We start from the raw sequence: 25,429 nt of genomic DNA, 5'->3' as shown, positions 1-25,429 counted from the left end.
GTTATTTTGATTATGGCTTGGCGCTTCTAGACTGACCACTATCAACTCAACACGAGGTACTGGTCATGTCTTCCGTCTACCCACGCAGCTTTTCCCACATCGGCCTGTCGGTCACCGATCTCGACGCCGCCGTGAAGTTCTACACCGAGGTCATGGGCTGGTACCTGATCATGCCGGCGACCACCATCAGCGAAGACGACTCAGCCATCGGCGTCATGTGCACCGACGTATTCGGCGCAGGCTGGGGCTCGTTTCGCATCGCCCACATGTCCACCGGCGACCGCATTGGCGTGGAAGTCTTTCAATTCCGCAACGCGGTAAAACCGGAAAACAACTTCGAATACTGGAAGACCGGAATATTCCACTTCTGCGTCCAGGACCCGGACGTCGAAGGCCTGGCGGCCAAGATCGTCGCCGCCGGTGGCAAGCAGCGCATGCCGGTACGCGAGTACTTCCCAGGCGAGAAGCCGTTCCGCATGGTCTATATGGAAGACCCCTTCGGCAACATCCTGGAGATTTATAGCCACAGCTACGAGCTTACCTACGCTGCCGGCGCTTACCAGTAAATGGGACCGCTGTAGAGCCTTGAGAGCTCTGCGCCACCTGATCAATAACAATGATTCGAGTAGGACGATGACTGGCTCTGCCGGTCATCGTCCTGTGGAGAGCAGGTAAATAAATCGGTCCGCTTGTTTCCTGCCTAAGTCACGGCCGCTTTGCAGAAGATTCTGAGCGCCTGCTGCTGGCCGCTCCATGCTCGCCGCTATATCAAAAGAGATCACTCGCCAATGACCGTAACCGGCCCAGAGTGTGTAAAAACGCTGGCAACAATCTTGCTATGATTTGACCAGACTTCATCTCAGCAGGAGATGCCAGTGCGGCGATTCATTCAAGGTGAAAATCGGACTCAAGTTACCTTGCTCCCAGAGAGCCTGGATGACTATGTGACGGACACTAACCCGGTGCGGGTAGTTGATGTTTTCGTCGGTGAACTCGACCTAGGCAAGCTGGGTTTTGACGGTGTCGTACCGGCGGAAACAGGTAGACCCGCTTACCATCCTGCTGACCTGCTGAAGATTTATATCTACGGTTATCTCAACCGCATCCAATCCAGTCGGCGCCTTGAACGAGAGGCCCAGCGTAATGTCGAGCTCATGTGGCTGACTGGGCGTTTGATGCCCGACTTCAAGACCATCGCCAATTTTCGCAAAGACAACGGCAAGGCAATTCGCGCTGTCTGCCGCCAATTTGTGGTGCTGTGCCAGCAAGTGGGATTGTTCTCGGAAGCACTCTGCTAGCGCGCTTCGAGGGAACAAGACAGGGGCTAGTCGTCTATACGAATGACCACTCTTGACCGATATCTGCCGGTGACCACCGTCTGCTGTAGGTCGATAGCAGCTGGTCGAGAGTGACCGGAACCGACCCCATGCAGTGGCCAGCCCATCATCTGTGGATCGTCGAAACCGCTGATGGGTATCGCAGGCTCGCCCCATCCTACTTTTCCTCCGGCTGTGGATAACTCCTCGGCGTATACACCCACTCGCCGCCATCGGCGCGGGGGAAGCGGCAGGTTTGGCTGGAGCCGATGATTACCCGGGTGCGCATATCGACCATCTCTGGGGTGAGTTCGCCGGGGGTCAGGTTGCCCAGGGTTTCGCCGGGGCGGCCGATGTCGCGGCCGAGTACCACGACGGTCTGCGGGCTGCGCTGCTGACGGAGGATGTCCAGGGCGCGGCCGAGTTACCAGGGGCGGGCCTTAGTTGAAAGGGGGACAGATGTATTTTCAACCTGCCCCTCCATGAGAGATGCCGGCTATTTCGCCAGCTCGCACTTCTGCAAGTGCGCTTGGGCGGTTGCTTCCGGCATGACGCTCAGCTTGGCACCACCTACGAAGACCCCCATTTTGATGGACTGACGCAAGTAGTGGTTCTGACCGCCGACTGCGAGCAGGTTGATGGCGTTGTCGCTGAACTCGGATTCGGTAGCGATAACGTGATTACCCGGGCTGACGAGACGATAGAAGTAGGTGCGATTGGCTGTCTCGCCAATTACTTCGCCATCGACCTTGAGGGTCTTTTTCAGCCCTTGGCCGGCGAAGCTGTCGCGATAGATATACAGCCCGGCTTGATCAGCAGCTGGTGCGGAGAATGACTTCAGTGCGGCATCGGCTGAAGGTGTATCCATAGGTACGGAAGCGCAACCTGTAAGAACGGCGAGGCCGAGCGCAGTGACGAACAGCTTGAAGCGGTTTTGCATGGGGAAATCCTTTCAGGGTATGTGTTGATAGCCCTCTAGAACGGGGCCTACAGGCATTAGTCGCGCGATTATGGCAGATTGATATCATCTTTTGCGATGGCGGTTGATAACGCCTGGCTGCGGGCCGAGGCCAGCCCATGACTATTGATCGTCAAAACCCACGATGGGTATCGCAGGCTCAACCAGCGTGTCCCGTTCCATCCTACGTTTCCTGCGGCTGTGGATAACTCCTCGGCGTATACACCCACTCGCCGCCATCGGTGCGGGGGAAGCGGCAGGTTTGGCTGGAGCCAATAATTACCAGGGTGCGCATATCCACTTGCTCGGGGGTGAGTTCGCCGAGGGTCAGGCTGCGCAGGGTTTCGCCGGGGCGGCCGATATCGCGGCCGAGTACCACGACGGTCTGCGGGCTGCGCTGCTGACGGAGGATGTCCAGGGCGCGGCCGAGTTGCCAGGGCCGGGCCTTGGAGATGGGATTGTAGAAGGCCATCACCAGGTCGGCGGCGGCGGCATATTCCAGGCGCTTTTCGATAATCGCCCAGGGCTTGAGGTTGTCCGACAGCGACAGCATGCAGAAGTCGTGGCCCAGCGGCGCGCCGGCCTTGGCGGCGGTGGCCAGGGCGGCGGAGACGCCGGGGAACACCTGCAAGTCGACCCGCTGCCATTCGGCGTCGGTCGATGCGTGCAGGGCTTCCAGCACGGCGGCGGCCATGGCGAATACGCCAGGGTCGCCGGACGACACCAGCACCACCCGGCGACCGCTGGCGGCCAGTGCGAAGGCATGCCGGGCGCGCTGCATTTCTTCGCGGTTATCGCTGCAATGGCGCACCTGTTCTGGGCGCAGCGGGCCGGCCATATTGATATAGGTTTCGTAGCCGAGCAGGTCCTGGGCCTCATCCAGCGCCTGGCGGGCGGCCGGCACCATAAATTCGGCGGCACCGGGGCCGAGGCCGATTACCGTCAGGCGGCCACGGGGCCGGCCGAGTTGCGCGGCGTCGATGGGTGCGGCGGCCAGTAGCAGGCGCAGGCTGGCGTGCTGGCTGTGCAGCGGCGGCAGTTGCTCGGCGTCGTCGATAAAACGCAGTGGTAGGTGCAGCTGCGCGGCGGCGGCGTGCAGCCCGGCGTTGGCCATCAGCGCCGGCGCGGCCAGCAGGCAGGCCAGGCTCTGTGAGGCCAGACCGCTGGCGTGCAGCGCCTGTTGCAGTTCGCTGAGTAAATCGGCGCTGGCCTGTTCGATCCACACGGCGACCTGCTGCGGGTGGATCAACAATTCATCGGCGTTAGCCGCGCGGCTGTGCGGGCTGATATGGATCACCCGTGCGGCGTGCTCAGCCACCGGCAGCTTGGCCTGGGTCAGCCAGGGCGCGTCGCCTTCGATGCGCACCGCCTGACCGCCGAGCAGGTCGCTGACAAAGCCTTTGCCCTGCTGCAAATCGGCCAGCACATAGCCGGGCGGCGGGTCGAGCAGGCAGGTGCCGAAACGCAGCTCGCCGCTGGTGGTGATGGCCGCGCTGACTTGCAGCTGAGCGGCAATCTCCCGCGCCAGGCGGTTGACCCCGCCGAGACCACCGAGCAACGGCACCACGGCGCTGCCGTCTTCGGCCACGGCCAGCACTGGCGGTTCGCTGCCTTTCTCGGCCAGCACGCCGGCCAGGCTACGAATCACGATGCCGGCGGCGCACAGGACGATGATCGGCACATTACGGCGGTAGAGCGCACGCAGGTTGTCGCCGAAATCCTCATAGACCCGTTCGACGCCCTCCACCCGGCCGCGCAGGCCGTGGATCTCGGCCTGTGGATAAAGTGCCTGGATGCGCCGCGCGCAGGCCAGGGCGGAGGGGCCGAGGATGATGATGGCGGGAGCGGTGGTCATAAGGTGTTCCGTGGTTGGCGTAGGAGATCCCCGTCGTCCAGACGCCGCGCTGTCGCGCAGCAAACTGGAGGCCATGGTGTCTGTCGGCTTGTGGGTACCTGTAGGAGCGGGCCATGCCCGCGATGGGTTTCGCGGGCATGGCCCGCTCCTACAGGGCTTTGTGTATATTTAATTTATATATAAAACAATGAGTTATTTTTTGTTTGATGAAAGGGGCTTTAGCCGCAAGCTACATAAGACATGTCGCGGCTAAAGCCCCTCCCACAGTGTTCAACCGCGCCACTTCTCGCCGGGAATCACGATCATCGAGAAGTACGGTGACGACATCGGTTCGACCTCGTCCAGCGCCACGATGCGCTGGTTGCCCATGGTGGCGCGTTCGATGTAATGGGCGCGGCCGGCGATGCCCAGCTCCTGCAGCACCCGTCGGACTTTCTCGAAATTGCGCCCCAGCTTCATCACCACTGCGGCTTCGGCGTCCTGCAGGCGGCGCTTGAGTTCCTCTTCCGGGAGTACCCCGGAGAGCACGCTCAGCGATTGGTTGCGGTACACCAGCGGGGTGCCGAGCACCGAGGCGCAGCCGAGCATGGAGCACACGCCGGGCACCACCTCCACCTGGTATTGGCCGGCCAGACGGTCGTGCAGGTACATGTAGGAGCCGTAGAAGAACGGGTCGCCTTCGCAGATCACCGCCACGTCGTGGCCGGCGTCCAGCTGGGCGGCGATCTGCACCGCGCAGGTGTCGTAGAAGTCGCTGATCACATCCTCATAGCTCAGCGGCGCGGCGAGCTTCTCGGTGGTCACCGGGTACACCAATGGCAGGCGCTGCTGCGCATCGGTCAGGTGCTCTTCGATGATGCCGAAGGCGTTGCCGCCCTGGCCCTTGTTGGCTTTGGCCTTGGCCACGAAGTAGCCGACCACCGCCGCGCCTTGCAGCAGGCGCAGGGCCTTGAGGGTGATCAGCTCCGGGTCGCCGGGGCCGACACCGAGACCGATCAGGCGTCCTTTGCCGGGGCGGGCCATGCCGGGTTGCTCTATAGCACTCATCACTCCACCTCCGTGGCCAGGGCGTTGACCGCCGCCACCGCCATCGCGCTGCCGCCGCGGCGACCACGCACGATTACGTAGGGCACGCCGCGGCTGTCGGCTGCGAGGGCGTCCTTGGACTCCGCCGCGCCGATAAAGCCCACCGGCATGCCGATGATCAGCGCCGGCTTGGGCGCGCCGGCGTCGAGCATTTCCAGCAGATAAAACAGCGCGGTGGGGGCGTTGCCGATCACCACCACGCTGCCTTCCAGGTGCGCGCGCCAGTGCTCCAGGGCCGCCGCCGAGCGGGTGTTGCCCAGCTCGTGGGCCAGATCAATCACGCCCTCGTTGTGCAGGGTGCAAATCACCGGGTTGTTGGCGGCCAGGCGCGGGCGGGTGATGCCTTCGGCGACCATCCGCGCATCGCAGAGGATCGCCGCGCCCTTGGCCAGGGCGGCGCGGCCGGCCGCTCCGGCACCGGCGGAAAAGCGCAGGTCCTGCACCACATCGACCATGCCGCAGGCGTGAATCAGCCGTACCGCTAGTTTTTCCAGATCGGCAGGGATAGCGCTGAGGTCGGCCTCGGCGCGGATGGTGGCGAACGATTGGCGGTAGATTTCCTGGCCATCGCGGATGTACTCAAGCATTGCGGTTTCCTGTTGCGCAGTGGGCGGCGAACCAGTCGCCGGCCTCGTCGATAGTCATGGCAGCGGCTAGCAGTTGACCGAAACCGGCCACCTCAGGCGTGCGTTGATAGAGCTGGTAGTGGCTGGCGCTGCTGGCCAACAAGGTAAAAGGTGCGGTGTGCGCGGCGGCGCAGGAGCGCGGGCAGGCGCTCAGATGCACCTGCGGCCGTGCGCTGCTGGCGCGCAGGCGCTCGGCCAGGCGCAGGGCATCGGCCTTGCTGTCGCTCAGGCCTTTGCCGCAGGCGGCGGAGCCGGTGCAGGCGATCAGGCTGGTTAAGGGCTCATGCGCATCGCTCAGCAGGCCGAGATCGCCCAGCGCCTGCAGCACGGCGTCTGCCGCCGTCGCGGGGATATTCGGCAGCAGCAGGCCCTGCCAGGGCGTCAGGCGCAGGCTGGCGTCGCCCTGCTGTTCGGCCAAATCGGCCAGGGCGCGCAGTTGCGCAGCGTCGATCCGGCCCAGTCGCGCGGCGGTGGCGACCATGCACCGGCCCGCTTGCCGCTGTGGATACGTGCCGATGGGCGCGTGCGGGCTGACCGGCGGACGCTGCCACGCTACGGGTGCGGCTTGCAGGGTGAAGGGCAGGCGCGCTTGCAGTTGTTGCAGGAGTTGGCTGGCTGGAATCACGCTCAGCAGCTGGCGCATGCGGCTGTGGTCTGTGCCGGCTAGTTCGAGAAACAGCTTTAGTAGTTGTTCGATCAGCACGGGCGCCTGTTCGACGTTGACCACGCCTAGTGGCGCCTCACCGGGGCAACCGGCCAGACCGAAAGCCAGCCGGACCGGCTGTCCGGGCAGGGCGCTGAGCCAGATATCGTGGGGGTGTTCGAGCATCGTCAGGGCTTCGCCGCCGTCCAACTGGAGGGCGAACTTGGCCGATAGCGCGTGCAGCACCGGGCTGTCCTGCAGCAGCGCGAGCAGTTGTGCGGCCAGCGGCCGGGTATCGAGCAGGGCCTCTGGGTCGAGGCCGGCGGCGGGGCTGAGCAGCAGGTTGCGCACATCGTCGCTGGCGACATGCCGTGGGCCGAGGCCGGCGGCCAGCAGGCGCTCGATCAGCGGCTTCTCGGCTTCGCGGCGCACGCCGCGAATCTGCAGGTTGCTGCGGTTGGTCAGTTCCAATACGCCGCTGGCGCAGTGGCTGGCCGCCTCGGCAATGGCACGGGCCTGGGCGCTACTCAATACGCCGCCGGCCAGCTTGACCCGGCAGATGCCGCCGTCCAGGGCATGGACGATACGCAACAGGCCGGGGCACGCCGATCCCGGTTTTTCGGGGCGTGGTACGGACGGATCGACGGTGGTGGAAAAGTCGCGCAAAGGTTCACCAGCAACAACGAACCTGCCTACGATCTGCTGCGCGTCGGCCCTGCTGCGTTAAAAACAGGCTCGGAATGCTCATGTACAGCTCGTACACTCCGCTTCCTCGCCTGTTTTTGCCTTGCAGGGCTCTAGCTCGCGAGATCGTAAACAGCTTCTACGACGCGGCGACCGAACCAGCAGAGTCCGCCCAAGTGGGAGGGGAACTCAATGGCATCGGTACACCCCGCCCGATGTTGGCACTCGCGACTAGCGTCGTAGGCAGGTCTCCTGGCTGACAGGTCATCATCTGGCGCGGCCTTCCCGGTTACCCAGTGGCGCTGTTGCGGCAGACTCGCTGTTTACAGTTGCGGGGGCAGCTCGGTCACGATCAGCAGATCGCTCCGGATTCCCTCTTAGGCCCATTTTAGAGCCTGTCCAGGGGCGTGCGAGCTAGAGCCAGGCAAGGCGGAAATGGCTGAGAATGCGGAGTTTACGAGTAGTAAATGAGCAGTTCGAAGCCATTTCCAACGCAGCATGGCCGACGCGCAGCAGACCCTGTTCAGGCTCTTGGGCACCGACGAAGGCTGTATTATGCCCGCTTTGTTTGACGCGCAGACACCCTTGCTCGTCGGGCGGGCGTAGAGGAGTAGGTATGACGGCCTGGTTAACCCTGGTGGGGATCGGTGAAGACGGCTATGCCGGCCTGGGCGAGGCGGCCCGCGAGGCGCTGGGCGATGCGCGTTGTATCGTCGCTGGCGCGCGGCAGCTGGCCCTGCTGCCGGCGGATCTGTCGGCCGCGCATGAGTTGTGGCCCAGCCCCTTCAGCCTGGAGCCGCTGCTGGCCCGGCGTGGTACGCCTGTTTGCGTGCTGGCCAGCGGCGATCCGCTGTTCTATGGCGTCGGCGCCAGCCTGGCGCGGCAGCTGCCGGCCGAAGAGCTGCGGGTGTTCTCGGCGCCGTCCTCGGTATCCCTGGCCGCTGCCCGGCTCGGTTGGCCGTTGCAGGAGGTGACGGTGCTGTCGCTGGTGGCGCGCCCGTTGGCGGCGTTGCAGGCGCGGATTTTCCCCGGCGCGCGCCTGTTGTTGCTGAGCAATGATGGCGACAGCCCGGCGGCGGTGGCCGAGCTGCTGCGCCAGCGTGGCTTCGGCCCCAGCCGCCTGACCGTGCTGGAGCATCTGGGCGGCACCAATGAGCGGCGCGTCGATGCTCTGGCCAGCGACTGGCAGCTGCCGCGCGCCGCCGATCTCAATCTGCTGGCGGTCGAATGTATCGCCGCCGCCGATGCGCGCCTGCTGCCGCTGACACCGGGCCTGCGTGATGAGCTGTATCAGCACGACGGCCAACTGACCAAGCGCGATGTGCGCGCCATCACCCTGGCGCGCTTGGCCCCGCAGCCGGGCGAGCTGCTCTGGGATGTCGGCGCAGGCTGCGGTTCCATCGGTATCGAGTGGATGCGCGCCCATCCCGCTTGCCGGGCCATCGCCATCGAGGCCGACGCAGGCCGCCAGGGGCATATCCAGCACAACCGCGACGCCCTCGGGGTGCCGGGCCTGCAGCTGGTCGCCGGTCACGCGCCCGCCGCACTGGCCGGCCTGGCCGCGCCGGATGCAATCTTTATCGGCGGCGGGGTGACCGTGCCCGGTGTGCTGGAGCAGTGCTGGGCCAGCCTCAAGCCGGGCGGCCGGCTGCTGGCCAACGCCGTCACCCTGCAAAGCGAAGCGGCGCTGGTCGCCTGGCGCGAACGGGTCGGCGGTGAGTTGACCCGCATCGCCGTGGCCCAGGCGCAACCGCTGGGCGCTTTCGACACCTGGCGCAGCGCCTTGTCGATCACCCTGCTGCAGGTGCGTAAGCCGTGAGCGCGCGCATCCTCCTGCTCGGCGGCACCACTGAGGCGTTGTTGCTGGCTCGGCGCCTGGGCCCCGAGAGCATCTACAGCCTGGCCGGCCTCGGCCGGGTTCCCGCTGATCTGCCCTGCCAGGTGCGCGTGGGTGGTTTTGGCGGCGCCGAAGGCTTGGCGGGATTTATCCGTGAGCAGGGCATCGAACTGCTGCTCGATCTGACTCATCCCTACGCCGCGCAGATTAGCGCCAATGCCGCCCGCGCCGCTGCGCTGAGCGGGGTGGCCTGCTGGGCGCTGCGCCGGCCGGGTTGGCAGGCCGTTACAGGGGATGACTGGCGCGAGGTGGATGACTGGGCCGGGTTGGTTGCAGCCCTGAACGGCTTCCGGCGCCCGCTGTTTACCCTGGGGCGCGAGCCGCTGGAACACCTGCACGAGATTCCCCCTCACCAGCATTGGACGGTGCGTTGCCTGCAAGGTCAGGAGGCCGTGCCGCGTGCGGAAATCATCGGCGCGCGTGGGCCGTTTGAGCTGAATGAGGAGCGTGCGTTGTTCGCCCGTCTGCGCAGCGATGTGCTGATCAGCAAGAACAGCGGCAGCCAGGCCACCGAGCCGAAATTGCAGGTCGCCCGCGAGCTGGGCCTGCCGGTGCTGCTGCTGCGCCGACCGAGCTTGCCAGCGGTGGAGCGCGAGTTCGTCAGCCTCGACGACCTCTGCGAGGCCTTGCCGCTGTAGACCTGTAGGGTGGGTTAGCGACGCGGGACGCCGACCACACACGACAGTGGCGCGGCGCGTAACCCAGCAGGCGATGGACCGCGTTGCGCCGCTGGTGGGTTGCGCCGCGTCGCGAATGGATGTGTTGTTCGGCAACCGCGGCATGCGGCTAACCCACCCTACGTAAACGGATCGCCTGTTAGACTGCCGGCCCGCTCTGGAGGCCGCCATGACCACGCCCGTTTCGCCCTACGCCTGCATTCTCTTCGTCGGCCCCGACCTCGCCGACGGCTCGTTTGCCGAGCTGTTCCGCCAGCGCCTGGCGGCCTTGCGCGGCGCGGCGGCGCTGGCCGATATCGTCGACACTAGCAGCGGTTACGCCGAGCTCTGGCAGCGGGTCAGTGAAGGTCAACGGCCGTTGCTGGTGATCGACCTGGAACCGCAGAGCAGCAGCCCGCACCTCGACTGGTTGCGCAGCGAACTGGGCCAACTGGCCGAGGCCGAGCAGCTGTTTGTCGCCAGCGCCATCGGCCAGAGCGAAGGCTTACCGGTGGAAGTCGCCTGCGCCCTGATCGAACGCCCCGAATTGCACCTGCCCTGCGTGGGAGTCGCCGCCATACCGGGGCACCACGCCTGGTCGCAGATCCCGCCGCATCAGCAGCGCCTGCTGCTGTGCAACGGCCCACGCTGCACCCGTCGTGGCGCCCTGGCGCTGTGGAAAAGCCTGCGCGCGCGGCTCAAGGCCGCCGGCAAGCTGGAGTGCGCGGGAGGCGTGCATATCACCCGTACCCAGTGCCAGTTCCCCTGCGACCAGGGGCCGACCCTGAGTGTTTATCCCTCCGGTGACTGGTACCGGGTGCGCAACGAGGCGGAGGTGATTCGCCTGGTGGACGAGCATTTCGTCGGCGGCCGCCAAGTGGCCGAGCTGTTGATGCCGCGGGGCTGACCGACGCCTCGGCATCAGCGGTCATGCATATGCTCGATCAATGCGCGCTGTCGGCTGACTTGGCTGCTGACCTGGTCGGCGAGCTCGAGGGTGTCGCGCTGCAGTTGCCGGCTGTGGCTGGCCAGCCCTTGCAGGGCGTGGATCTTCTGGTTGATCTCCTCGGCGGCCTGACTCTGCTGGTTGCCGGCCTCGGCGATCTGGCTGCTGATGCCGGCGATCTCACCGATGCGCAGGGTGATGTGCGCCAGGGCCTGGGCGGTGGCGTCGACCTGTTCGACGCTGGCCCGTGACTGTTGCAGGCCTTGCTGCATGGTCTTGACCACTTGCGCCGTACCCTGGCGCAGGGCTTCGATCATGCCCTGAATTTCGTCGGTGGAGGCCTGGGTACGCTTGGCCAGGGAGCGTACCTCGTCGGCCACCACGGCGAAGCCGCGGCCATTGTCGCCGGCCCGCGCCGCCTCGATGGCCGCATTCAAGGCCAGCAGGTTGGTCTGTTCAGCGATGCTGCGGATCACGTCGAGAATGCCGCCGATGGCTTGGCTGTGCTGGCTCAAGGCGGTGACCGCCGCGGCCGACTGGTCGAGGGTGGCGGCCAGCGCGGCGATGCTCTGGTGCGCGTTGCCCACCTGGCGCTGGCCGTCGTCGCTCAAGGCTTGCGCTTGGTGAGTCTGTTCGGCGGCATTGCGCGTGTTGCCCGCCACCTCCTGAATGGTCGCGCTGAGTTGTTCGACTGCGGCGCTGATGCCGTCCAGGGCCTGTTGCTGCTGCTCGGCCGCCTGATTGCTGGTGCCGAGCAGTTGCCTGGTGTGGTCGGCATGGGCGCTGACCCGGCTGCTGCTGTCGCCGATGCGCGCCACCATGGACGCCAGACGCGCCTCCTGTAGGCGATTGCTCAACTGCAACTGGCCGACTTCGTCGATCCGGCCGGTGTAGATCAGCTGCTTGATCGGGTGCTCAACGATGCGCCGACTGTGCGCCACCAGCGCGGCAAAAGGCTTGGCATGCAGGCTCAACAGCAGCCAGCAGAGACTGACGCACGCGAACAATACGGCGCCGCCCAGTTGCGGGCTCTGGCTCAGCGCGAGCAGGCCGAGCGGGCTGAAGGCCAGTAGCGCCAGCAGGGTCTGGGCGCGGTTGCGAGTCAGCCATTGCCAGCGCAATGCCGCCGGGTGCTTGCCCTGGCTGCGTGTACGGTAGATGGCGGTGGCGCGCTGAATCGCCTCGGCCTGGGGCAGGCGATAGATGGCCTGGTATTCGCGTACCTTGCCGTTTTCCAGGACCGGGCTGATGAAGGCGTCGACCCAGAACGGCTGGCCATCGGCCCGGCGGTTTTTCAGCATGCCCATCCAGGACTGGCCGCGGCCGAGGGTTGCCCAGAGATCCTTGATCGGTCCCTGCGGCATGTCCGGGTGGCGCAGGCTGGAGGCGGGGCGGCCGATCAGGGCGCTTTCGCTGAGGCCAGCCAGACGGCACAGGGCCGGGCTGGCGTAGAGGATGTTGGCCTGGCTGTCGGTCAGCAACAGGAGTTGCTCGTTGGTCTGGCCCTTGTCTGGCACGCGCTGTGACATGGCATCCGATCCGTACTGAAGGTTTGGGCAGGCGGCGGATGCACGGGCCACGGTTGCCCGTGCTGGGCGTGTGCCGCCTGAGTTGAATTCGGGGCTGATGAGCGAACCGCCCGGCAGCATGCCGGGCGGTATCGGGGGACGGCCTGTCAGTTACCGGTAGCGCGCATGTGCTGCACGCTGAACATTTCCGGCTTGCTCATTTGCGGGTCGACCTGGCCCTTGAACTGGCCGGTGGTGCAGTGCATGGCTTGCACGTCGATCATGCTGAAGCTGTCGTCGATCGACACACCGCTGTCCTTGTTTTTCGCCAGGTGGTGATCCGGGTGGGCTTGGCCGATGGTGAAGGTCTTCCACAGACTGCCCTTGCGGTCATAGGAAATCGTGCGCGGCACGGTGAAGGTCTGCGCGTCCACATAGTGCACCCGCTTGGACAGCGGGTGGCTGCCTTCCACCGGTGCCGATTCCACCTCGTAGACCTTACGCAGTTGCCAGGTGATATTGGGGAAACAACCGCCCTGGCCGGCGAAGGCCACGACCTGGTAGCCGTCGCTGTCCTGATGGGTTTCGCTGTCCAAGGTCAGGTCGTTGTGGTTGTAGAAGGGCATCAACAGAAACTTGGTGCCCTTGTAGGTCCAGTTCATGTCGGAGATGCGCCCGTTGTAGCCCTCGAAATCCTCGATCATCAGGTCCGAGCCGAGGAAGGCATCGGTCACCTGGCCGGTGGCCAGGCGCCGTACGCGGCGCTGGAAACCGAGGTAGAGCCAGGAGTTGTCGCGCTTGAGGTCGTCCTGGGAGCGGTGGATCAGCAGCTGGGTGTTACGCACATCATAGGGTTCGAGCACCTTGACGTAGATGCCGCGAAACAGCTCCGAGGGATTTGGCGTGATCGACGGCATGGGTTCCTGGTTGACCCGGCCGGTGAAGTTGAGGAAGTGAAAGTCGAACTTGATGGTGCGCTCGACCTTGGCTGAGTCCATGTCGCGGTACTTCCAGTAGAACGGCGAGATGGCCGCGCTGTCGCCCCAGTTGTAGCCGTACTTGTAGTTCCAGGCCAGCTTCTCGCCGGCGCGCGGGTCATTGGCATCGGGCTCCTGGGGGAAGGGTCGACCGGCGATCCAGCCGTCGATCTCGCCGGTTTTGGCGCCGAGCTTGACCTTGTTCTGACCCTGACGGGTGGCCTCGACATAGTTAGGGTGCAGGTCGAAGGAGGTGGTTTCACCGACCTGCATGTCCAGCCAGCCCTTCTCGATGAAGCCGTAGAAGGCCGGATCGATGATGTCCTTGAACTGGGCGACGTTGGCTTTGTTGATAGTCAGGCCGGCGCTGAGTCCGGCAAAGGCCGGTTTTTCGGCCTTATAGGGGTAGAAAGAGCGGTCTATCACGGCCGAGTTGGCCTGGGCGAAACCTGCGCTCATTGCCAGGGCAAGGGCGGCGAAACGGAAGCGGAATTGCTTGTTCATGGGTCTTCCTCGTGATGATCAGAAGCTGTAGCGCAGGGTCAGTTGCAGTTCGTCTTCTTTTTGCGCCATGCCGATCGGGCCTGCGCGGAAACGACCAAGGGGTTCATAGCCGGTCAGGCCGAGGCTCATGCCTTCTGGTTGGCCGCTGCTGGTGAAGGGGTCCCAGGGGTTACAGGTACGGCAATCGTCGTACTCGCGGGCGCCGCGACCGACCTTGATGTTGGCGCCAGCGGTGATCTTCAGGTTGTCGCTGAACAGGTACTCAATGCTCGGGGCGATGGCGGTGGCCCGGGCCTTGAAGTCATGCGCGGCGAGCAGTTGCGGGCTGAGACGGTCGTTCATCCACCAGCCCTTGACCAGCAGGGTGCCGATCCAGTTCTGTTCCCAGTCCGGCATGCCGACCTTGCCCAGCACACGTTTCTCTTCCTGGTGTTCGTGGATGTGTTGGCCGAACAATTGGGCGGAGAACAGGAAGGCGCGACCGGGGTTGAGTGCGGGAATGAAGATGTTCTTGTCCGCACCGATCACGTAGCGAGTCACGTCCGATTCGGAGAACAGCCGCGACTGCAGGGTGTTGGCGAACTCCTCGCCTTCGGTGTGCGCGACCTCGACGCGAAATACCGTGTCGATCGCCTGCGAGTAGTAGTCCATCGAGCCGCCGAGCAAGTTGACCCGCGGGAAGTGGATATCAAACGCGATCAGGCTCGGCGATACCCCGGTCTCGCCGGTGAAGCCGTTCTGCGCCGCAATGCCACCGCGAAGCGAAGGCAGCTGGGAGCGGTAAGTGAGGGCGTTGAGGCTGAAGCCAAAGTCGCCATAAACGCCTTCCAGCTTGATCCCGAACTGGGTGTTGGACAGGCTCCAGGCCGGCATGTGCGCCTTGCGAATACCGATCTGGCCGGGGCCGAAGTCGGTGGCGGTGTCGCCGAAGGCGAAGTTGGAAACGGTGCCGCCGTTTTCCCACAGGTTGTTCATGCCACGGAAGAAGCAGGCCGCATCGAGGATCGAGTTGGGGCCGCCGCATTGTCCGAGGTTGTGCGGGCGAAACTTGTCGACGTTCCACACGAACGACAGATTGAGGTCGTCGAACAGCTCGCCAGCGCCCATGCGCCAGTCGGCTTTGGCGATCCACATGGGGATGCGGATGTCTTCCAGTTCGTCATAGATGTTGTTGCGCGAATAGTCGACCGGGTTGATCACGTCGAGCACGCGGAACAGGTCGGTGCGGCCCCAGATCACCTGCTGCTTGCCCAGACGCCAGCTGAGGATGTCGCCGTTGGGCAGCTGATTGTCGAAGTCGACATACAGCTCGCGGATGAAATCCAGGCGATCGTTGAACTCGGGGAAGCGCAGGTCGTTGCTGCTGGAGTCGAGGTAGCCGTCGATGCAGCCGCGGCTGTCCTTGTCACAGGGGCGCACCGGCACGCCAAAGCCCACGCCGCCACGGGTTTTATGCAGGTTCTCGCCGAGGACGATCATGCCCTCGTTGGGATTGTTGGCCACGTTGAAGGTGTTTGGTAGCTTCAAGCCGCCGCCATGCGGCACCGAACCGGCGGGGTTGATCGCGCCCGTGTCCTCCAGCTGGATGGCGCCCCCAGCGCCGCTGCCGTATTCGCTGCTGTTGAGGTCGTAGACGCCATCGTAGGTGCCGCGGAAGGTGGCGTGGAAGGCGGTGTTCTTGAAGTTCAGCTGGCCCAGGTCGCCGAACGTGCGGTCGGCGTTGAGCTGCAGCGTGTTGCGAAACTTCGACAAACCGACGCTATCGCGGGCGAAGGTGGCGTTCTCGACATAACCGGTGACCTGCGTCTCCTCGTCGGCCACGGCGCTGGCCAATGGCGTCAGGCTGCAGCCTGCGCCCGCCAGCGTGGCCAGGGTCCAGTGTGTCAGGCTTTTTCTTATTCTTGTCTGCATGGCAGAACCTCTTGCGGTGGGTTGTTGGTGCGTGCCGGCTCAGGCCGGTTGGCGCGCCTCGGGCAGCAGTCCGCTGCTCGACTGCGTAGCATTCGGCAGTGGATCGGTGGCAACTGGGGGGCTCGGCTCGGTGTCCTGGTCGGCGTGGATCACACCGTCTGCATCGGCATAGGCATCGGTGATGAAGCGCGGCTTGAACACCAGCACCCAGGCCGGAGCCAGCAACATGGCGGCGATACCGTTGATCACGATCATCACGCACAGCAACTTGGCGGCGTCGGCCTGGAAGCGCAGGTCGGAGAGCAGCACCCACATGACGATGCCGGCCATCAGGGTCAGCGCGGTGAAGCTGATCGCCATGCCGGTGGTGGCGATGGCGCGGTGCACCGCCGCGGACAGGTTGCCGCTCTTGACCATCTCCTCGCGGATGCGGTCCATCATGTAGATCGAGTAGTCGATGCCGACACCGATGCCCACGGCGATCACCGGCACCGTATTGATGTCGATACTCATCCCGGCCAGGCCCATGTAGGCGTAGGTCAACACGGTGGCGAAGAGCATCGCCATCAGCATCATCAGGCCGGCATGCCAGCTGGTGTAGAACAGCATGACGAAGATGAAGATCAGCAGGAATACCAGTGGCAGCACCAGCAGGTTGGTCTCGAACGCCGATTCGTTCATCGCCGCGGCGACCCCGAGGGTGCCGCCGGCCAGGCGGATGGTCAGGCCCGGTACATCCTCGCCGTGCTCGGCGATCCACTGTTTGGCCATGAACATGGCGCGGCGGATGGTCTCGCCTTGGCGATCCTTGTAATAGAACACCAGGTTGGCGATGCGGTCGTCGGTGTCGTTGAACTCGTCCAGGGCGCCGGGGATCGGGCTGGAGGCCATGTAGGTGAACATCAGCCCGCCGACGTAATCGGCGTCATGGGGGATCTGGAACCAGCGCGGGTCGTCGTTGTGCATCAGCCGATTGACCTGCTTGACCAGGTCCGGCAAACCCTTGCTGCCACCCACCGCTGGGTCGCTGAGCATGTGCGCCTGCAGCGATTGCAGGGCGTGCAGCACTTCGGGCCGCTTGATCCCGCCGTTCTCGGCGTGCTCGGCAATGATGTACAGCTCCTCGGAACCGGGGAAGCGGTCGTTGATCTGCTTGGACGACAGGTTGTAGTCGTGCTCGGGATAGAGGATTGGCGAGCCGGGTTCGGAGTCGCCGATACGCACCTGCGATGAGGCCCACAGCCCGGCGAGAATCGCCAGCGCGGCCAGCCCCAGCAGCTTGCGCGCGGCACCGGGGCGCGACACGGTGGCGGCGCAGGTGGCGCCGATGTGGCGCAGGAAGGTTTCCTTGATCTCGGGATTCTTCGGCTGCGGCAGGATCGACAGCAGCAGCGGCACGCCGATCAGCACCGAGAAGATCACCGTGGTCGCCCACAGCGAGGCGTAGATGCCCAGCTTGGTGTTCAGCGCGATCGAGCCGATGGCGATCAGCGCCAGGCCGATGGCGTCCGAGGCGATGCCCAGGGTGCCGGGGCGGAACAGGCTATCGAAAGTGGCGCGCGCGGCCAGTTGACCGTTGCCGCGCTCGCGCACTTCGGCGTAGTAGCGCTCCACCAACTGCACGCCGTGGCTCATGGCCCGTGCGGCGATCAGGAAGGGAATCACCAGGCCCAGCGGATCGAGGTTGTAGCCCAGCAGGCTGATGATGCCCAGGCCCCAGATGGTCGAAATCAGCACCCCGCCGAGCGGGATCAGCACGCCGTAGGCCTTGCGGAAATGGAACACCAGCAGGGCCAGCATGGCCAATACGGTGAACACGAAGATCTGCAGGATCTGCTCCATGTAGGTGTAGGCCCAGCCGACCAGCACCGGCTGGCCGGTGGCGTACAGCCTGACGCCGTCGCGTACTTCCGCCTGGCGCAGGGCCTGCAGCTGGGCGAAGGTCTGTTCGTAGTCGAGCTGGCCCTCGATCAGCTGTGCCTTGACCAGCGCCACCTTGAGGTCCGGCGATACCAGCGGCCCGTAGACCCGCGGGTTGGCCACCACGTCGGCCCTCATCGCGGCCAGTTGTGGCGCGTCGAGCTGGCCGAATTCGGGCTGGTAGTAGGGCTCGGAGTTGATGCTGCCGACTTCGGTCAGCCAGATCTTGCGCGAGTTGCGGTGGGTCAGGCTGCTGACCAGGTTGTGGTTGACTCCCGGCAGGTTATCCACCGCCTGGGTGACGCGGTCGAGGGTGGCCAGGTTGGCGTTGCTGAACAGGTCACCGTCGGTGAACTCGACGCCGATCACCAGTACGTTGGCGCCGCCGAAGGTGTCCTTGATGCTGTTGTGCAACTGGATATAGGGGTGTTGCTGCGGCAGCAGGTCGGCGAAATCGGTATAGACCTTGAGCGCCGGGATCTGCAGGGCTAAGAACAGGGTCAGCGCGCCGATCAGCGCCAGCACCCGGCGCGGGTGACGAAACAGCCAGAGTTTGGCCAGGTAGAAAAAATGGGTGAACCGATGCATGGACATGGTCAAAGCCTCACTGAGCCTGGGCGGCCAGGGCCGGACGGGTATCGAGATTGAGCAACAGGCCGCGGCCGCCAGCCACGGTCAGGCGATGGTCGTCGCTGCTGCTGGCGGCGCGCAGGTAAGCCGGCGCGTTCGGCGTCGGCAATGCCTGCCAGCGCTCACCGCTCAGGCGCAGCACGCTGCTGTGGTCGCCGATGGCGAACAGGCCGTCGCGGTTGGCGCTGAAGTTGAAGATCGGCGCGGCGGAGGGGGTGTCCTGGCGCTGCCAGCTTTGCCCGCCGTCGACGGTGTGGTAGATGAAGCCGTTGAGGCCGCCCACCCATCCCTCATCGAGGCTGACGAAGCGACTGGCGTGCGGGTAGAACTCGTCCGGCAGATTGCCGCTGGCCTGCCAGCTCTGGCCGGCGTCCGTGCTGTTGAAGACCAGGCCGAACTCACCAGTGACTACCGCCTGCTCGGCATCGAGAAACTGCAGAGTGGTGAGCATGGCGTCTTCGTCCAGGCTGGTTGTGTCCCAGCTGGCGCCCTGATCCTGGCTACCGAGCAGAGTGGTCAGACCACCTGCCGTCCACCAGGCACCGCCGGGTGCGCAGGTTGCGGTGAGCATCTGCTCCTCGGTCGGTAGCGCATGGGCATTCCAATTCAGCCCCTGATCGGCGCTGTGCCATAGCTGGTTGTCGAAGCTCAGGGCGATGAAGCTGCCGTCCGGGCAGGCATCCACATCGATCAGCCCGGGTTGCCCCGGTAACTGCTGGCGCTGCCAGTTCAGGCCCAGGTCCTGGCTGACCAAGACCACGCCATCGTTGCCGACCAGCACGCTGACGGCTGAGTTGCTGGCCAACGCCTGGTACTGATCGGTGCGCAGGCTGGCGTGACTGGTTTGCTCGGTGACTGCCACTAGGTTCAGTTCGGCCTCGCAACCGGCCAGCAGCATGGGCAGCAGAATCAGGGCGAGCGTGGAGCGAGGTAGGCGTGAGGTGGCAATAGCGCAGGGCAGGCCGTTACGCGGCTTTAGAGTGAAGCTCATTACGGATCACCACTTGGATTGTTGTTGTCTTGCAGCGGTTGGTAACCCTAGAGCAACGCCTGTGCCAGTCTCCTTTAATATTTTGTAAGTTATTGAAATATATCTATTTATACGATTACAAAGAACTTTTAAGCAAGCCATTCGCGCCGTGGAGGGAGAGCTGCCGTTGAGCAAATAATCAAATCGTCCGGGTCTTTCTCCATTTGGTGAAACCGTCTCGAGGCACCTGCCTGTCTGCCATTGGCCGAGCCAGAAGGTGCCCGTTCGTTGGGCGTTTTTTGAGTATTTGCACGGTGGCGCCTCGGCATCGGGCAGGGCCTGCCAGCCGCAGCCTGTCTAGCTCGGCGACATGCAGCCGCTGGCGCGGTTGATGCATCAAGCCTGGCAACGCAGCTGAAGCCCTTGGCCAGCCAAGGGCTTCGCAGGTTGGAGCCGGCCATGAGCAGTACCCTCCCGTTTTTCCAGGCAAGCGCAATGCGCGGGGCACGACAGGTGCTCTGGGATATCGACGCAGACGTCGAGCCGCCGCTGGGTGCACACCTGGTCACGCCGCGCCATGGCTATTGCCATCACGGCATCTATGTCGGCAGCGGACGCGTGGTGCATTACGCCGGGTTGTGCGAGTCGCTGCAGGCCGGGCCGGTGGAAGAGGTGCCGCTCGAGCGGTTCGCGGCGAACCGGCCGGTGTGGATCGAGTACCGGCCCTTGCCCGGCTTCGCGGCCGGGCAGGTGGTGGCCAGGGCCCGCTCGCGGCTTGGCGAGAGCCGCTATCGGCTGCTGACCAACAACTGCGAGCACTTCTGCACCTGGTGTCGCTATGGCTGCCCGCGCAGCGACCAGGTGCGCGGTCTGCTGGCGCGTCCCTTGGTGGCGCTGGGCTTGGTCTGGCGCCTGTTGCCCAGGCTACTGGTGCGGGCTAACCCGCAGCTGCTACGAGCCTGTCAGGCCTCGATACCGACCTTCTTCAATCGGTAGGCCAGGGCCGGGCGGCTCAAGCCGAGGATGCGCGCCGCGCCGGAGACGTTGTTGCCTGCCCGCTGCATGGCTTCGCGCATCAACTGCTCTTCGATGGCGTCCAGGCTCAGGCCTGAACCCAAGACCTGTTCGATCCAGTTCTGTTCGGCGGCCGGCTGTAGCAAGGTGCCTTCGTTGGAGAGCCGGCTTTCCAGCAACTCTTCCAGCTGTAACTGTGGGAACAGGGCCTCGAGGCTGATGCTCTCGTTGCTCTCGGTGAGAATGATGCCGCGCTCGATGACGTTCTCCAACTCGCGGATATTGCCTGGCCAGGGGTAGTGCATGCAGGCCTCCATGGCCAGGTCGGAAAGGCCCAGGGTCTTCTTGTTGTATTCGCTGTGTAAGCGCTGGAGAAAGTGCTCCGCCAGCAGCGGAATATCCTCCAGGCGCTCGCGCAGGGGCGGGATACTCACCGGAAATACGTTGAGCCGGTAGAACAGGTCGGCGCGGAACTTGCCCGTTTTGACCGCCTCGCTGAGGCTTTCGTTGGTGGCGGCGATCACTCGCACGTCGACCTTGCGCGTGCGGTTGTCGCCGACCCGCTCCAGCTCGCCTTCCTGCAACACGCGCAGCAGGGTGGCCTGGGCACGCGGGCTCAGTTCGATCACTTCGTCGAGAAAGATGGTGCCCTGGTTGGCCCGCTCGAAACGGCCCATGCGCGACTGCAGCGCGCCGGTGAAGGCGCCCTTCTCCACGCCGAACAACTCGGCCTCGATCAGATCCGGTGGAATGGCGGCGCAGTTGACCGCGACGAACGGCTGCTCGGCGCGGGCGCTGCGCAGGTGCACGCTGCGCGCAATCACCTCCTTGCCGACGCCGCTTTCGCCGAGCAACAGCACCGAGACCTTGCCCTGGGCGGCCTTGTCGATCATCTGACAGACCTTGGTGTAGGCCAGGGACTGGCCGATGCCGTAGTACTGGCCCTCCTGGCGTTGCAGGCTGGTGCGCAGCGAGGCCAGTTGCGACTGCAACTCGTACAGCTCCTCGATGATCGGGTCGCTCTTGAAATACTGCTTGAACGTCTTGGTGTCGTCCCATTCCTCGGCCGGCTTGCCGACGATCCGGCATTTGTCGTCGCCGCAGCCGCGGCAGGTGACCTCCTTGAAGATCACCTCGCGGCCCATGAACGAGGAGGAGTAGCTGCAGGCATAGCCGAGCAGGGTCCAGCACACCGGGTCGTCCATAGGCCCCAGCTCGCTCTGGCAGATCTCCACTTCGAAGGAGTCGATCCACTCCACCTCGACATAGAAACGCCCGGCCTGGATGTCGATATCCACTTCGGTGGGGACCGCCTTGACCATGCCCTTGAGCGAGTGCAGTTGTGGACCGGCGAGGAAGATATCCTGTTCGCTGCAATGCGGACGCAGCTTGCGCGCCAGTTCGGCATCGCGCAGGCCGGACTGATAGCCCAGGCGCAGGAAGAAGCCCTTGGCCCGCTCGATACCGAGAATGCCCACCAGTTCTCGACGAAAGCTGGCCATGGCCGAGACTTGCAGCAGCAACATGCGCTGTTCGCCGAACCAGATCTTGCCTTCCAGGCTTTGAAAACGGATCTGTTTGCTCAGATCCTGAAAGTCCGAGTGTTGCAGTTGTGGCTTGTACCTGATTGCCATGGCAATAGGGCCCCATGATTGTTTTTTTAAGGGGAGAACCACCTCGAGCCGGTTAGCAGGCTGTCCATTCGACCTCTGAAAACGGCTGAAGATGTCTGCAAATAACCTGCTTTTCCCTGCATTTTCCGTCAATGGAAGGGTCCGGGGTGGTTGGCGGCCGAGGTCTGGGGCAGGGCCTCGTGGCTCGACTCGGCAGCCACCATATCCAGATCCATGCGCGTCTGGAAGTCAACCAATTGATGAAATTGACGCTGCTCGCCCCGTCCCGACGCAGCCCCTTCCCGGCGGCTGAGCATTTGCTCAAGCCGGCCCGTGGCGTTTGATCAAATCATCAAAAATCCCCCGATTGGCTTGACCATCACGCGCCGAGCGGTGCGCCTTTTGTCGTCATTAAATTATATATTTCTTTATAAATCATTGAGTTATAAGTTTTTTTTGAGCATTGGCACAGCCGTTGCGTTAGGCCTAGCACCCGCCACCAAGGGAGATGGCCCGAACATGAACACGCTTGAGCCCCGCTTTGAAGACCTGCCGCGTTACATCCGGGTGCGCAGCGAGCCTGGTGCCCGCTTCGTCGAGTTCGACTTCGCCATCGGTTACCCGGACCTGTTTGTCGAACTGATCCTGCCGCAAGCCGCGTTCACCCAGTTCTGCCAGCACAACCACGTGGTGGTGATGAGCCAAGCGATGGCCCAGGCAGTCGACGACGACATGGTCAAGTGGCGCTTCGGTGAAGTCGGCAGCCGCATGCCGGGTAAACACGACTAAGGGTTTGCCCACGGCAGCCACACACAACAACAACAGGTACGGTCGAGATGAGCATAGAAATCAAGACGAATACGGTGGCGCCGATCCGCCAGACCTTCAGCCATATCCGCAGGCGCTTCGGCGACAAGCCGGCCAGCCGCTATCAGGAGGCCAGCTACGATCTTGAGTCCAAGATCAATTTCCATTACCGCCCGCAGTGGCAGCCGGACAAGCTGCTCAACGATCCGAGTCGCACCTGCCTGGTGATGCGCGACTGGTATGCGGTCAGCGATCCGCGGCAGTACTACTACGGCACCTATGTGCAGACCCGCGCACGCATGCAGGAAACCACCGAGCATGAGTACGCCTTCTGCGAGAAGCGCGAGCTGTTGGCGCGCCTGAGCGACGAGCAGCGGGCGCGCATCCTGCGGGCACTGGTGCCGCTGCGTCACGCCGAACTGGGCGCCAACATGAACAATAGCGGCATCGCTGCCGACGCCGTCGCCTCCACCGTGACCCAGATGCACATCTACCACGCCATGGATCGTCTGGGCATCGCCCAATACCTGTCGCGTATCGGCCTGTTGCTCGACGGTGGCGGTACCGCGGCCCTCGAGCAGGGCAAGCAGCTATGGCTCGACGACCCGCTCTGGCAAGGCTTGCGCCGCTACGTCGAGGACAGCTTCGTGATCAAGGACTGGTTCGAGCTGAGTCTGGCGCAGAACCTGGTCAGCGATGGCCTGCTGTTCCCGCTGATCTACCAGCAGTTCGACGAAACCCTGAGCGCCGAAGGCGCCGGCGATGTCGGCCTGCTCACCGAGTTCATGCGCCAGTGGTTCGCCGAGAGCAGCCGCTGGGTCGATGCCATGGTCAAGACCGTGGCCGCCGAGAGCGAGAGCAATCGCCTGCAGATCGAAGCCTGGGTCGAGTACTGGCTGGCCCGTGCCATTGAGGCGCAGACACCGCTGGCCGAGATCAGCGCCGGCGGCGCCGCATTCGCCAGCGTGCGTCAGGACTTCCTCGCCCGGCTGAAAAAGCTCGGCCTGAACATTCAATAAGGATTCAGATCATGTCGCTCGTTTACCTCGTCCTGCAGGACAACGACAACGCCCGCTACCTGGTGGATGGCATCACCCATGACAACCCTCATGCGGTGGTCCAGCACCAGCCCGCGATGATTCGCATCGAGGCCGAAGGCCGTCTGGAGATCCGTCGCGACACCATGGAAGAGCGGCTCGGCCGCGCCTGGGACGTGCAGGAAATGCTGCTGGACGTGATCACCATCGGCGGCAGCGTCGACGAGGACGACGATGCCTTTGTCCTCGAGTGGAAAAATTAGGAGCCAAGCCATGACCGCTAACAAGAAAAAACTCGGCCTCAAAGACAAATACCGCTACCTGACCCGCGATCTGGACTGGGAGCCGAGCTACCAGGACAAGAAGGACATCTTCCCTCACGAGGACTTCGAAGGTATCAAAATTACCGACTGGGACAAGTGGGAAGATCCTTTCCGCCTGACCATGGATTCCTATTGGAAGTACCAGGCCGAGAAGGAGAAGAAGCTCTACGCCATTCTCGACGCCTTCGCCCAGAACAACGGCCAGCAGACCATCTCCGATGCGCGCTACGTCAACGCGCTGAAGCTGTTCCTCAGTGGTATCTCGCCACTGGAGTACCAGGCCTATCAGGGCTTCGCCCGAGTCGGCCGGCAGTTCAGTGGCGCCGGTGCGCGGGTGGCCTGCCAGATGCAGGCGATCGACGAGCTGCGCCACGTGCAGACTCAAGTGCACGCGATGAGCCATTACAACAAGCACTTCAACGGCCTGCATGACTTCGCCCACATGCACGATCGCGTGTGGTTCCTCTCGGTGCCCAAATCGTTCTTCGACGATGCGCGCACGGCCGGACCGTTCGAGTTTCTCACTGCCATCTCGTTCTCCTTCGAGTACGTGCTGACCAACCTGCTGTTCGTGCCGTTTATGTCCGGCGCGGCCTATAACGGCGACATGGCTACCGTCACCTTCGGCTTCTCGGCGCAGTCCGACGAGGCCCGGCACATGACCCTGGGCTTGGAAGTGATCAAGTTCATGCTCGAGCAGCATGAGGACAACGTGCCGATCATCCAGGGCTGGATCGACAAGTGGTTCTGGCGTGGCAACCGTCTGCTGTCGCTGGTCGGGATGATGATGGACTACATGCTGCCGAACAAAGTGATGTCCTGGGCCGAAGCCTGGGAGGTCTACTTCGAGCAGGCTGGCGGCGCGCTGTTCAAGGACCTGGAGCGCTACGGCATCCGTGCGCCGAAGTACGTCGAGCAGTCGACCATCGGCAAGGAGCACGTCTCCCACCAGGCTTGGGCGACCTTCTACCAGTACAGCCAGGCGACCAACTTCCACACCTGGATGCCCAACGAGGAGGAGATGGACTGGCTGTCGGCCAAGTACCCGAACACCTTCGACAAGTACTACCGCGAACGCTTCACCCTCTGGCGCGAGCAGCAGGAAAAGGGTGAGCGCTTCTACAACAACACCCTGCCGCAGCTGTGTCAGGTGTGCCAGATTCCGGTCATTTTCACCGAGCCGGACGACGCCACCAAGCTCAGCCATCGCAGCCATGTGCACGAGGACGAGCGCTACCACTTCTGCTCGGATGGCTGCTGCGACATCTTCAAGAACCAGCCGGAAAAGTATGTCCAGGCCTGGCTGCCGGTGCACCAGATCTACCAGGGCAACTGTGGCGGTGCCGACGTCGAATCGGTGGTCCGCGACTACTACAACATCAACATCGGCGAGGACAATTTCGAGTACCTAGGCTCGCCCGAGCACCAGCGCTGGCTGGAGTGGAAGGGCTTGAATCCGGCCGTCGCCCCGCTGCCCAAGGCGAGCTGAGCCGGCGCGGGACGGCAGCGCCGTCCCGCTCCTTCCCATACCAAGAACAAGAGGAACCT

Annotated in this window: 21 protein-coding genes, 3 pseudogenes and 1 riboswitch; of the genes and pseudogenes, 11 read left to right on the top strand and 13 right to left on the bottom strand. The window is 63.8% G+C overall.

Annotated elements, in window-relative coordinates:
• The first annotated feature begins 65 nt into the window (after window positions 1–65).
• Window positions 66–566 carry a lactoylglutathione lyase family protein gene (locus VCJ09_RS24505; RefSeq protein ID WP_238042533.1) on the top strand — a complete coding sequence of 167 codons (501 nt, stop codon included), beginning with the start codon at window positions 66–68 and terminating at the stop codon, window positions 564–566.
• 309 nt (window positions 567–875) lie between these two features.
• A pseudogene (locus tag VCJ09_RS24500) lies at window positions 876–1,292 on the top strand (transposase); the annotation flags it as partial.
• 202 nt (window positions 1,293–1,494) lie between these two features.
• Here the strand turns inward: VCJ09_RS24500 and VCJ09_RS24495 are convergent.
• The 6 genes and pseudogenes from VCJ09_RS24495 to cobG form a co-directional block, all read right to left on the bottom strand.
• Window positions 1,495–1,761: pseudogene (locus VCJ09_RS24495) on the bottom strand (precorrin-3B C(17)-methyltransferase); the annotation flags it as partial.
• 51 nt (window positions 1,762–1,812) lie between these two features.
• The gene (locus tag VCJ09_RS24490) at window positions 1,813–2,256 is read right to left on the bottom strand and encodes a DUF2846 domain-containing protein (protein WP_324732573.1); all 444 of its coding nucleotides are present in this window, start codon (window positions 2,254–2,256) and stop codon (window positions 1,813–1,815) included.
• Between the two features lie 202 nt (window positions 2,257–2,458).
• Window positions 2,459–4,129, bottom strand: coding sequence for a precorrin-3B C(17)-methyltransferase (gene cobJ / locus VCJ09_RS24485; RefSeq protein WP_324732572.1), 1,671 nt, complete (start codon window positions 4,127–4,129; stop codon window positions 2,459–2,461).
• A 270-nt stretch (window positions 4,130–4,399) separates the two neighbouring features.
• On the bottom strand, window positions 4,400–5,152 hold the full coding sequence (locus VCJ09_RS24480) for a precorrin-2 C(20)-methyltransferase (RefSeq protein ID WP_324734730.1): 753 nt from the start codon (window positions 5,150–5,152) through the stop codon (window positions 4,400–4,402).
• 23 nt (window positions 5,153–5,175) lie between these two features.
• Complete coding sequence (locus VCJ09_RS24475) at window positions 5,176–5,802, bottom strand: precorrin-8X methylmutase (protein WP_324732571.1); 627 nt, start codon at window positions 5,800–5,802, stop codon at window positions 5,176–5,178.
• Window positions 5,795–7,150 carry a precorrin-3B synthase gene (gene cobG, locus VCJ09_RS24470; RefSeq protein ID WP_324732570.1) on the bottom strand — a complete coding sequence of 452 codons (1,356 nt, stop codon included), beginning with the start codon at window positions 7,148–7,150 and terminating at the stop codon, window positions 5,795–5,797. Before cobG ends, VCJ09_RS24475 begins: the two co-directional genes overlap by 8 nt.
• 243 nt (window positions 7,151–7,393) lie before the next feature.
• A riboswitch (cobalamin riboswitch) is annotated at window positions 7,394–7,593 on the bottom strand.
• Window positions 7,594–7,784: 191 nt separating this feature from the next.
• Between cobG and cbiE the strand changes: the two genes are divergently transcribed.
• From cbiE to VCJ09_RS24455, 3 genes are all read left to right on the top strand, one after another.
• On the top strand, window positions 7,785–8,987 hold the full coding sequence (gene cbiE / locus VCJ09_RS24465; protein WP_324732569.1) for a precorrin-6y C5,15-methyltransferase (decarboxylating) subunit CbiE: 1,203 nt from the start codon (window positions 7,785–7,787) through the stop codon (window positions 8,985–8,987).
• Complete coding sequence (locus VCJ09_RS24460) at window positions 8,984–9,703, top strand: cobalt-precorrin-6A reductase (protein ID WP_324732568.1); 720 nt, start codon at window positions 8,984–8,986, stop codon at window positions 9,701–9,703. The genes cbiE and VCJ09_RS24460 overlap by 4 nt, the downstream gene beginning before the upstream one ends.
• A 208-nt stretch (window positions 9,704–9,911) precedes the next feature.
• Entirely contained in the window at window positions 9,912–10,628 is a 717-nt protein-coding gene (locus tag VCJ09_RS24455) for a (2Fe-2S) ferredoxin domain-containing protein (RefSeq protein WP_324732567.1), read from the top strand.
• A 14-nt stretch (window positions 10,629–10,642) separates the two neighbouring features.
• On the opposite strand, the gene VCJ09_RS24450 is transcribed toward VCJ09_RS24455, so the two are convergent.
• From VCJ09_RS24450 to VCJ09_RS24430, 6 genes and pseudogenes are all read right to left on the bottom strand, one after another.
• On the bottom strand, window positions 10,643–11,788 hold the full coding sequence (locus tag VCJ09_RS24450; protein ID WP_456107309.1) for a methyl-accepting chemotaxis protein: 1,146 nt from the start codon (window positions 11,786–11,788) through the stop codon (window positions 10,643–10,645).
• 90 nt (window positions 11,789–11,878) lie between these two features.
• A pseudogene (locus VCJ09_RS24985) lies at window positions 11,879–12,196 on the bottom strand (PAS domain-containing protein); the annotation flags it as partial.
• Window positions 12,197–12,342: 146 nt separating this feature from the next.
• Window positions 12,343–13,656, bottom strand: a complete 1,314-nt coding sequence (locus tag VCJ09_RS24445) for a DUF1329 domain-containing protein (protein WP_324732565.1) — start codon at window positions 13,654–13,656, stop codon at window positions 12,343–12,345.
• An 18-nt stretch (window positions 13,657–13,674) separates the two neighbouring features.
• Window positions 13,675–15,567, bottom strand: a complete 1,893-nt coding sequence (locus VCJ09_RS24440; protein WP_324732564.1) for a DUF1302 family protein — start codon at window positions 15,565–15,567, stop codon at window positions 13,675–13,677.
• 39 nt (window positions 15,568–15,606) lie between these two features.
• The gene (locus tag VCJ09_RS24435) at window positions 15,607–18,081 is read right to left on the bottom strand and encodes an efflux RND transporter permease subunit (protein WP_324732563.1); all 2,475 of its coding nucleotides are present in this window, start codon (window positions 18,079–18,081) and stop codon (window positions 15,607–15,609) included.
• A gap of 10 nt (window positions 18,082–18,091) precedes the next feature.
• Window positions 18,092–19,108: a YCF48-related protein gene (locus VCJ09_RS24430; protein WP_324732562.1), complete on the bottom strand. Its 1,017-nt coding sequence runs from the start codon at window positions 19,106–19,108 to the stop codon at window positions 18,092–18,094.
• 438 nt (window positions 19,109–19,546) lie between these two features.
• Here VCJ09_RS24430 and VCJ09_RS24425 point away from each other — a divergent pair, with 438 nt between their 5' ends.
• Complete coding sequence (locus VCJ09_RS24425; protein WP_324732561.1) at window positions 19,547–20,083, top strand: lecithin retinol acyltransferase family protein; 537 nt, start codon at window positions 19,547–19,549, stop codon at window positions 20,081–20,083.
• Here VCJ09_RS24425 and VCJ09_RS24420 read toward each other — a convergent pair.
• Window positions 20,050–21,735 (bottom strand): sigma-54-dependent Fis family transcriptional regulator, encoded by a 1,686-nt coding sequence (locus tag VCJ09_RS24420; protein WP_324732560.1) that lies wholly within the window; start codon window positions 21,733–21,735, stop codon window positions 20,050–20,052. The genes VCJ09_RS24425 and VCJ09_RS24420 overlap by 34 nt on opposite strands.
• Before the next feature lie 179 nt (window positions 21,736–21,914).
• On the opposite strand from VCJ09_RS24420, the gene VCJ09_RS24415 reads away from it, so the two are divergent.
• The 5 genes from VCJ09_RS24415 to VCJ09_RS24395 all read left to right on the top strand — a co-directional run bounded on the left by VCJ09_RS24415 (window position 21,915) and on the right by VCJ09_RS24395 (window position 25,370).
• Window positions 21,915–22,058 carry a hypothetical protein gene (locus VCJ09_RS24415; protein WP_324732559.1) on the top strand — a complete coding sequence of 48 codons (144 nt, stop codon included), beginning with the start codon at window positions 21,915–21,917 and terminating at the stop codon, window positions 22,056–22,058.
• A 175-nt stretch (window positions 22,059–22,233) separates the two neighbouring features.
• On the top strand, window positions 22,234–22,503 hold the full coding sequence (locus VCJ09_RS24410; protein WP_324732558.1) for a phenol hydroxylase subunit: 270 nt from the start codon (window positions 22,234–22,236) through the stop codon (window positions 22,501–22,503).
• 47 nt (window positions 22,504–22,550) lie between these two features.
• Window positions 22,551–23,540 (top strand): aromatic/alkene monooxygenase hydroxylase subunit beta, encoded by a 990-nt coding sequence (locus VCJ09_RS24405; RefSeq protein ID WP_324732557.1) that lies wholly within the window; start codon window positions 22,551–22,553, stop codon window positions 23,538–23,540.
• A gap of 8 nt (window positions 23,541–23,548) precedes the next feature.
• Window positions 23,549–23,821 (top strand): MmoB/DmpM family protein, encoded by a 273-nt coding sequence (locus tag VCJ09_RS24400; protein ID WP_407693057.1) that lies wholly within the window; start codon window positions 23,549–23,551, stop codon window positions 23,819–23,821.
• 10 nt (window positions 23,822–23,831) lie between these two features.
• Entirely contained in the window at window positions 23,832–25,370 is a 1,539-nt protein-coding gene (locus tag VCJ09_RS24395; protein ID WP_324732555.1) for an aromatic/alkene/methane monooxygenase hydroxylase/oxygenase subunit alpha, read from the top strand.
• Window positions 25,371–25,429 lie beyond the last annotated feature (59 nt).

Origin of the sequence: Pseudomonas paeninsulae (assembly GCF_035621475.1) — a bacterium.
Classification (GTDB): Bacteria; Pseudomonadota; Gammaproteobacteria; order Pseudomonadales; family Pseudomonadaceae; genus Aquipseudomonas; species Aquipseudomonas paeninsulae.
Note: the sequence above shows the minus strand (reverse complement) of the source record. Positions and strands in the feature narration are given on the sequence as shown.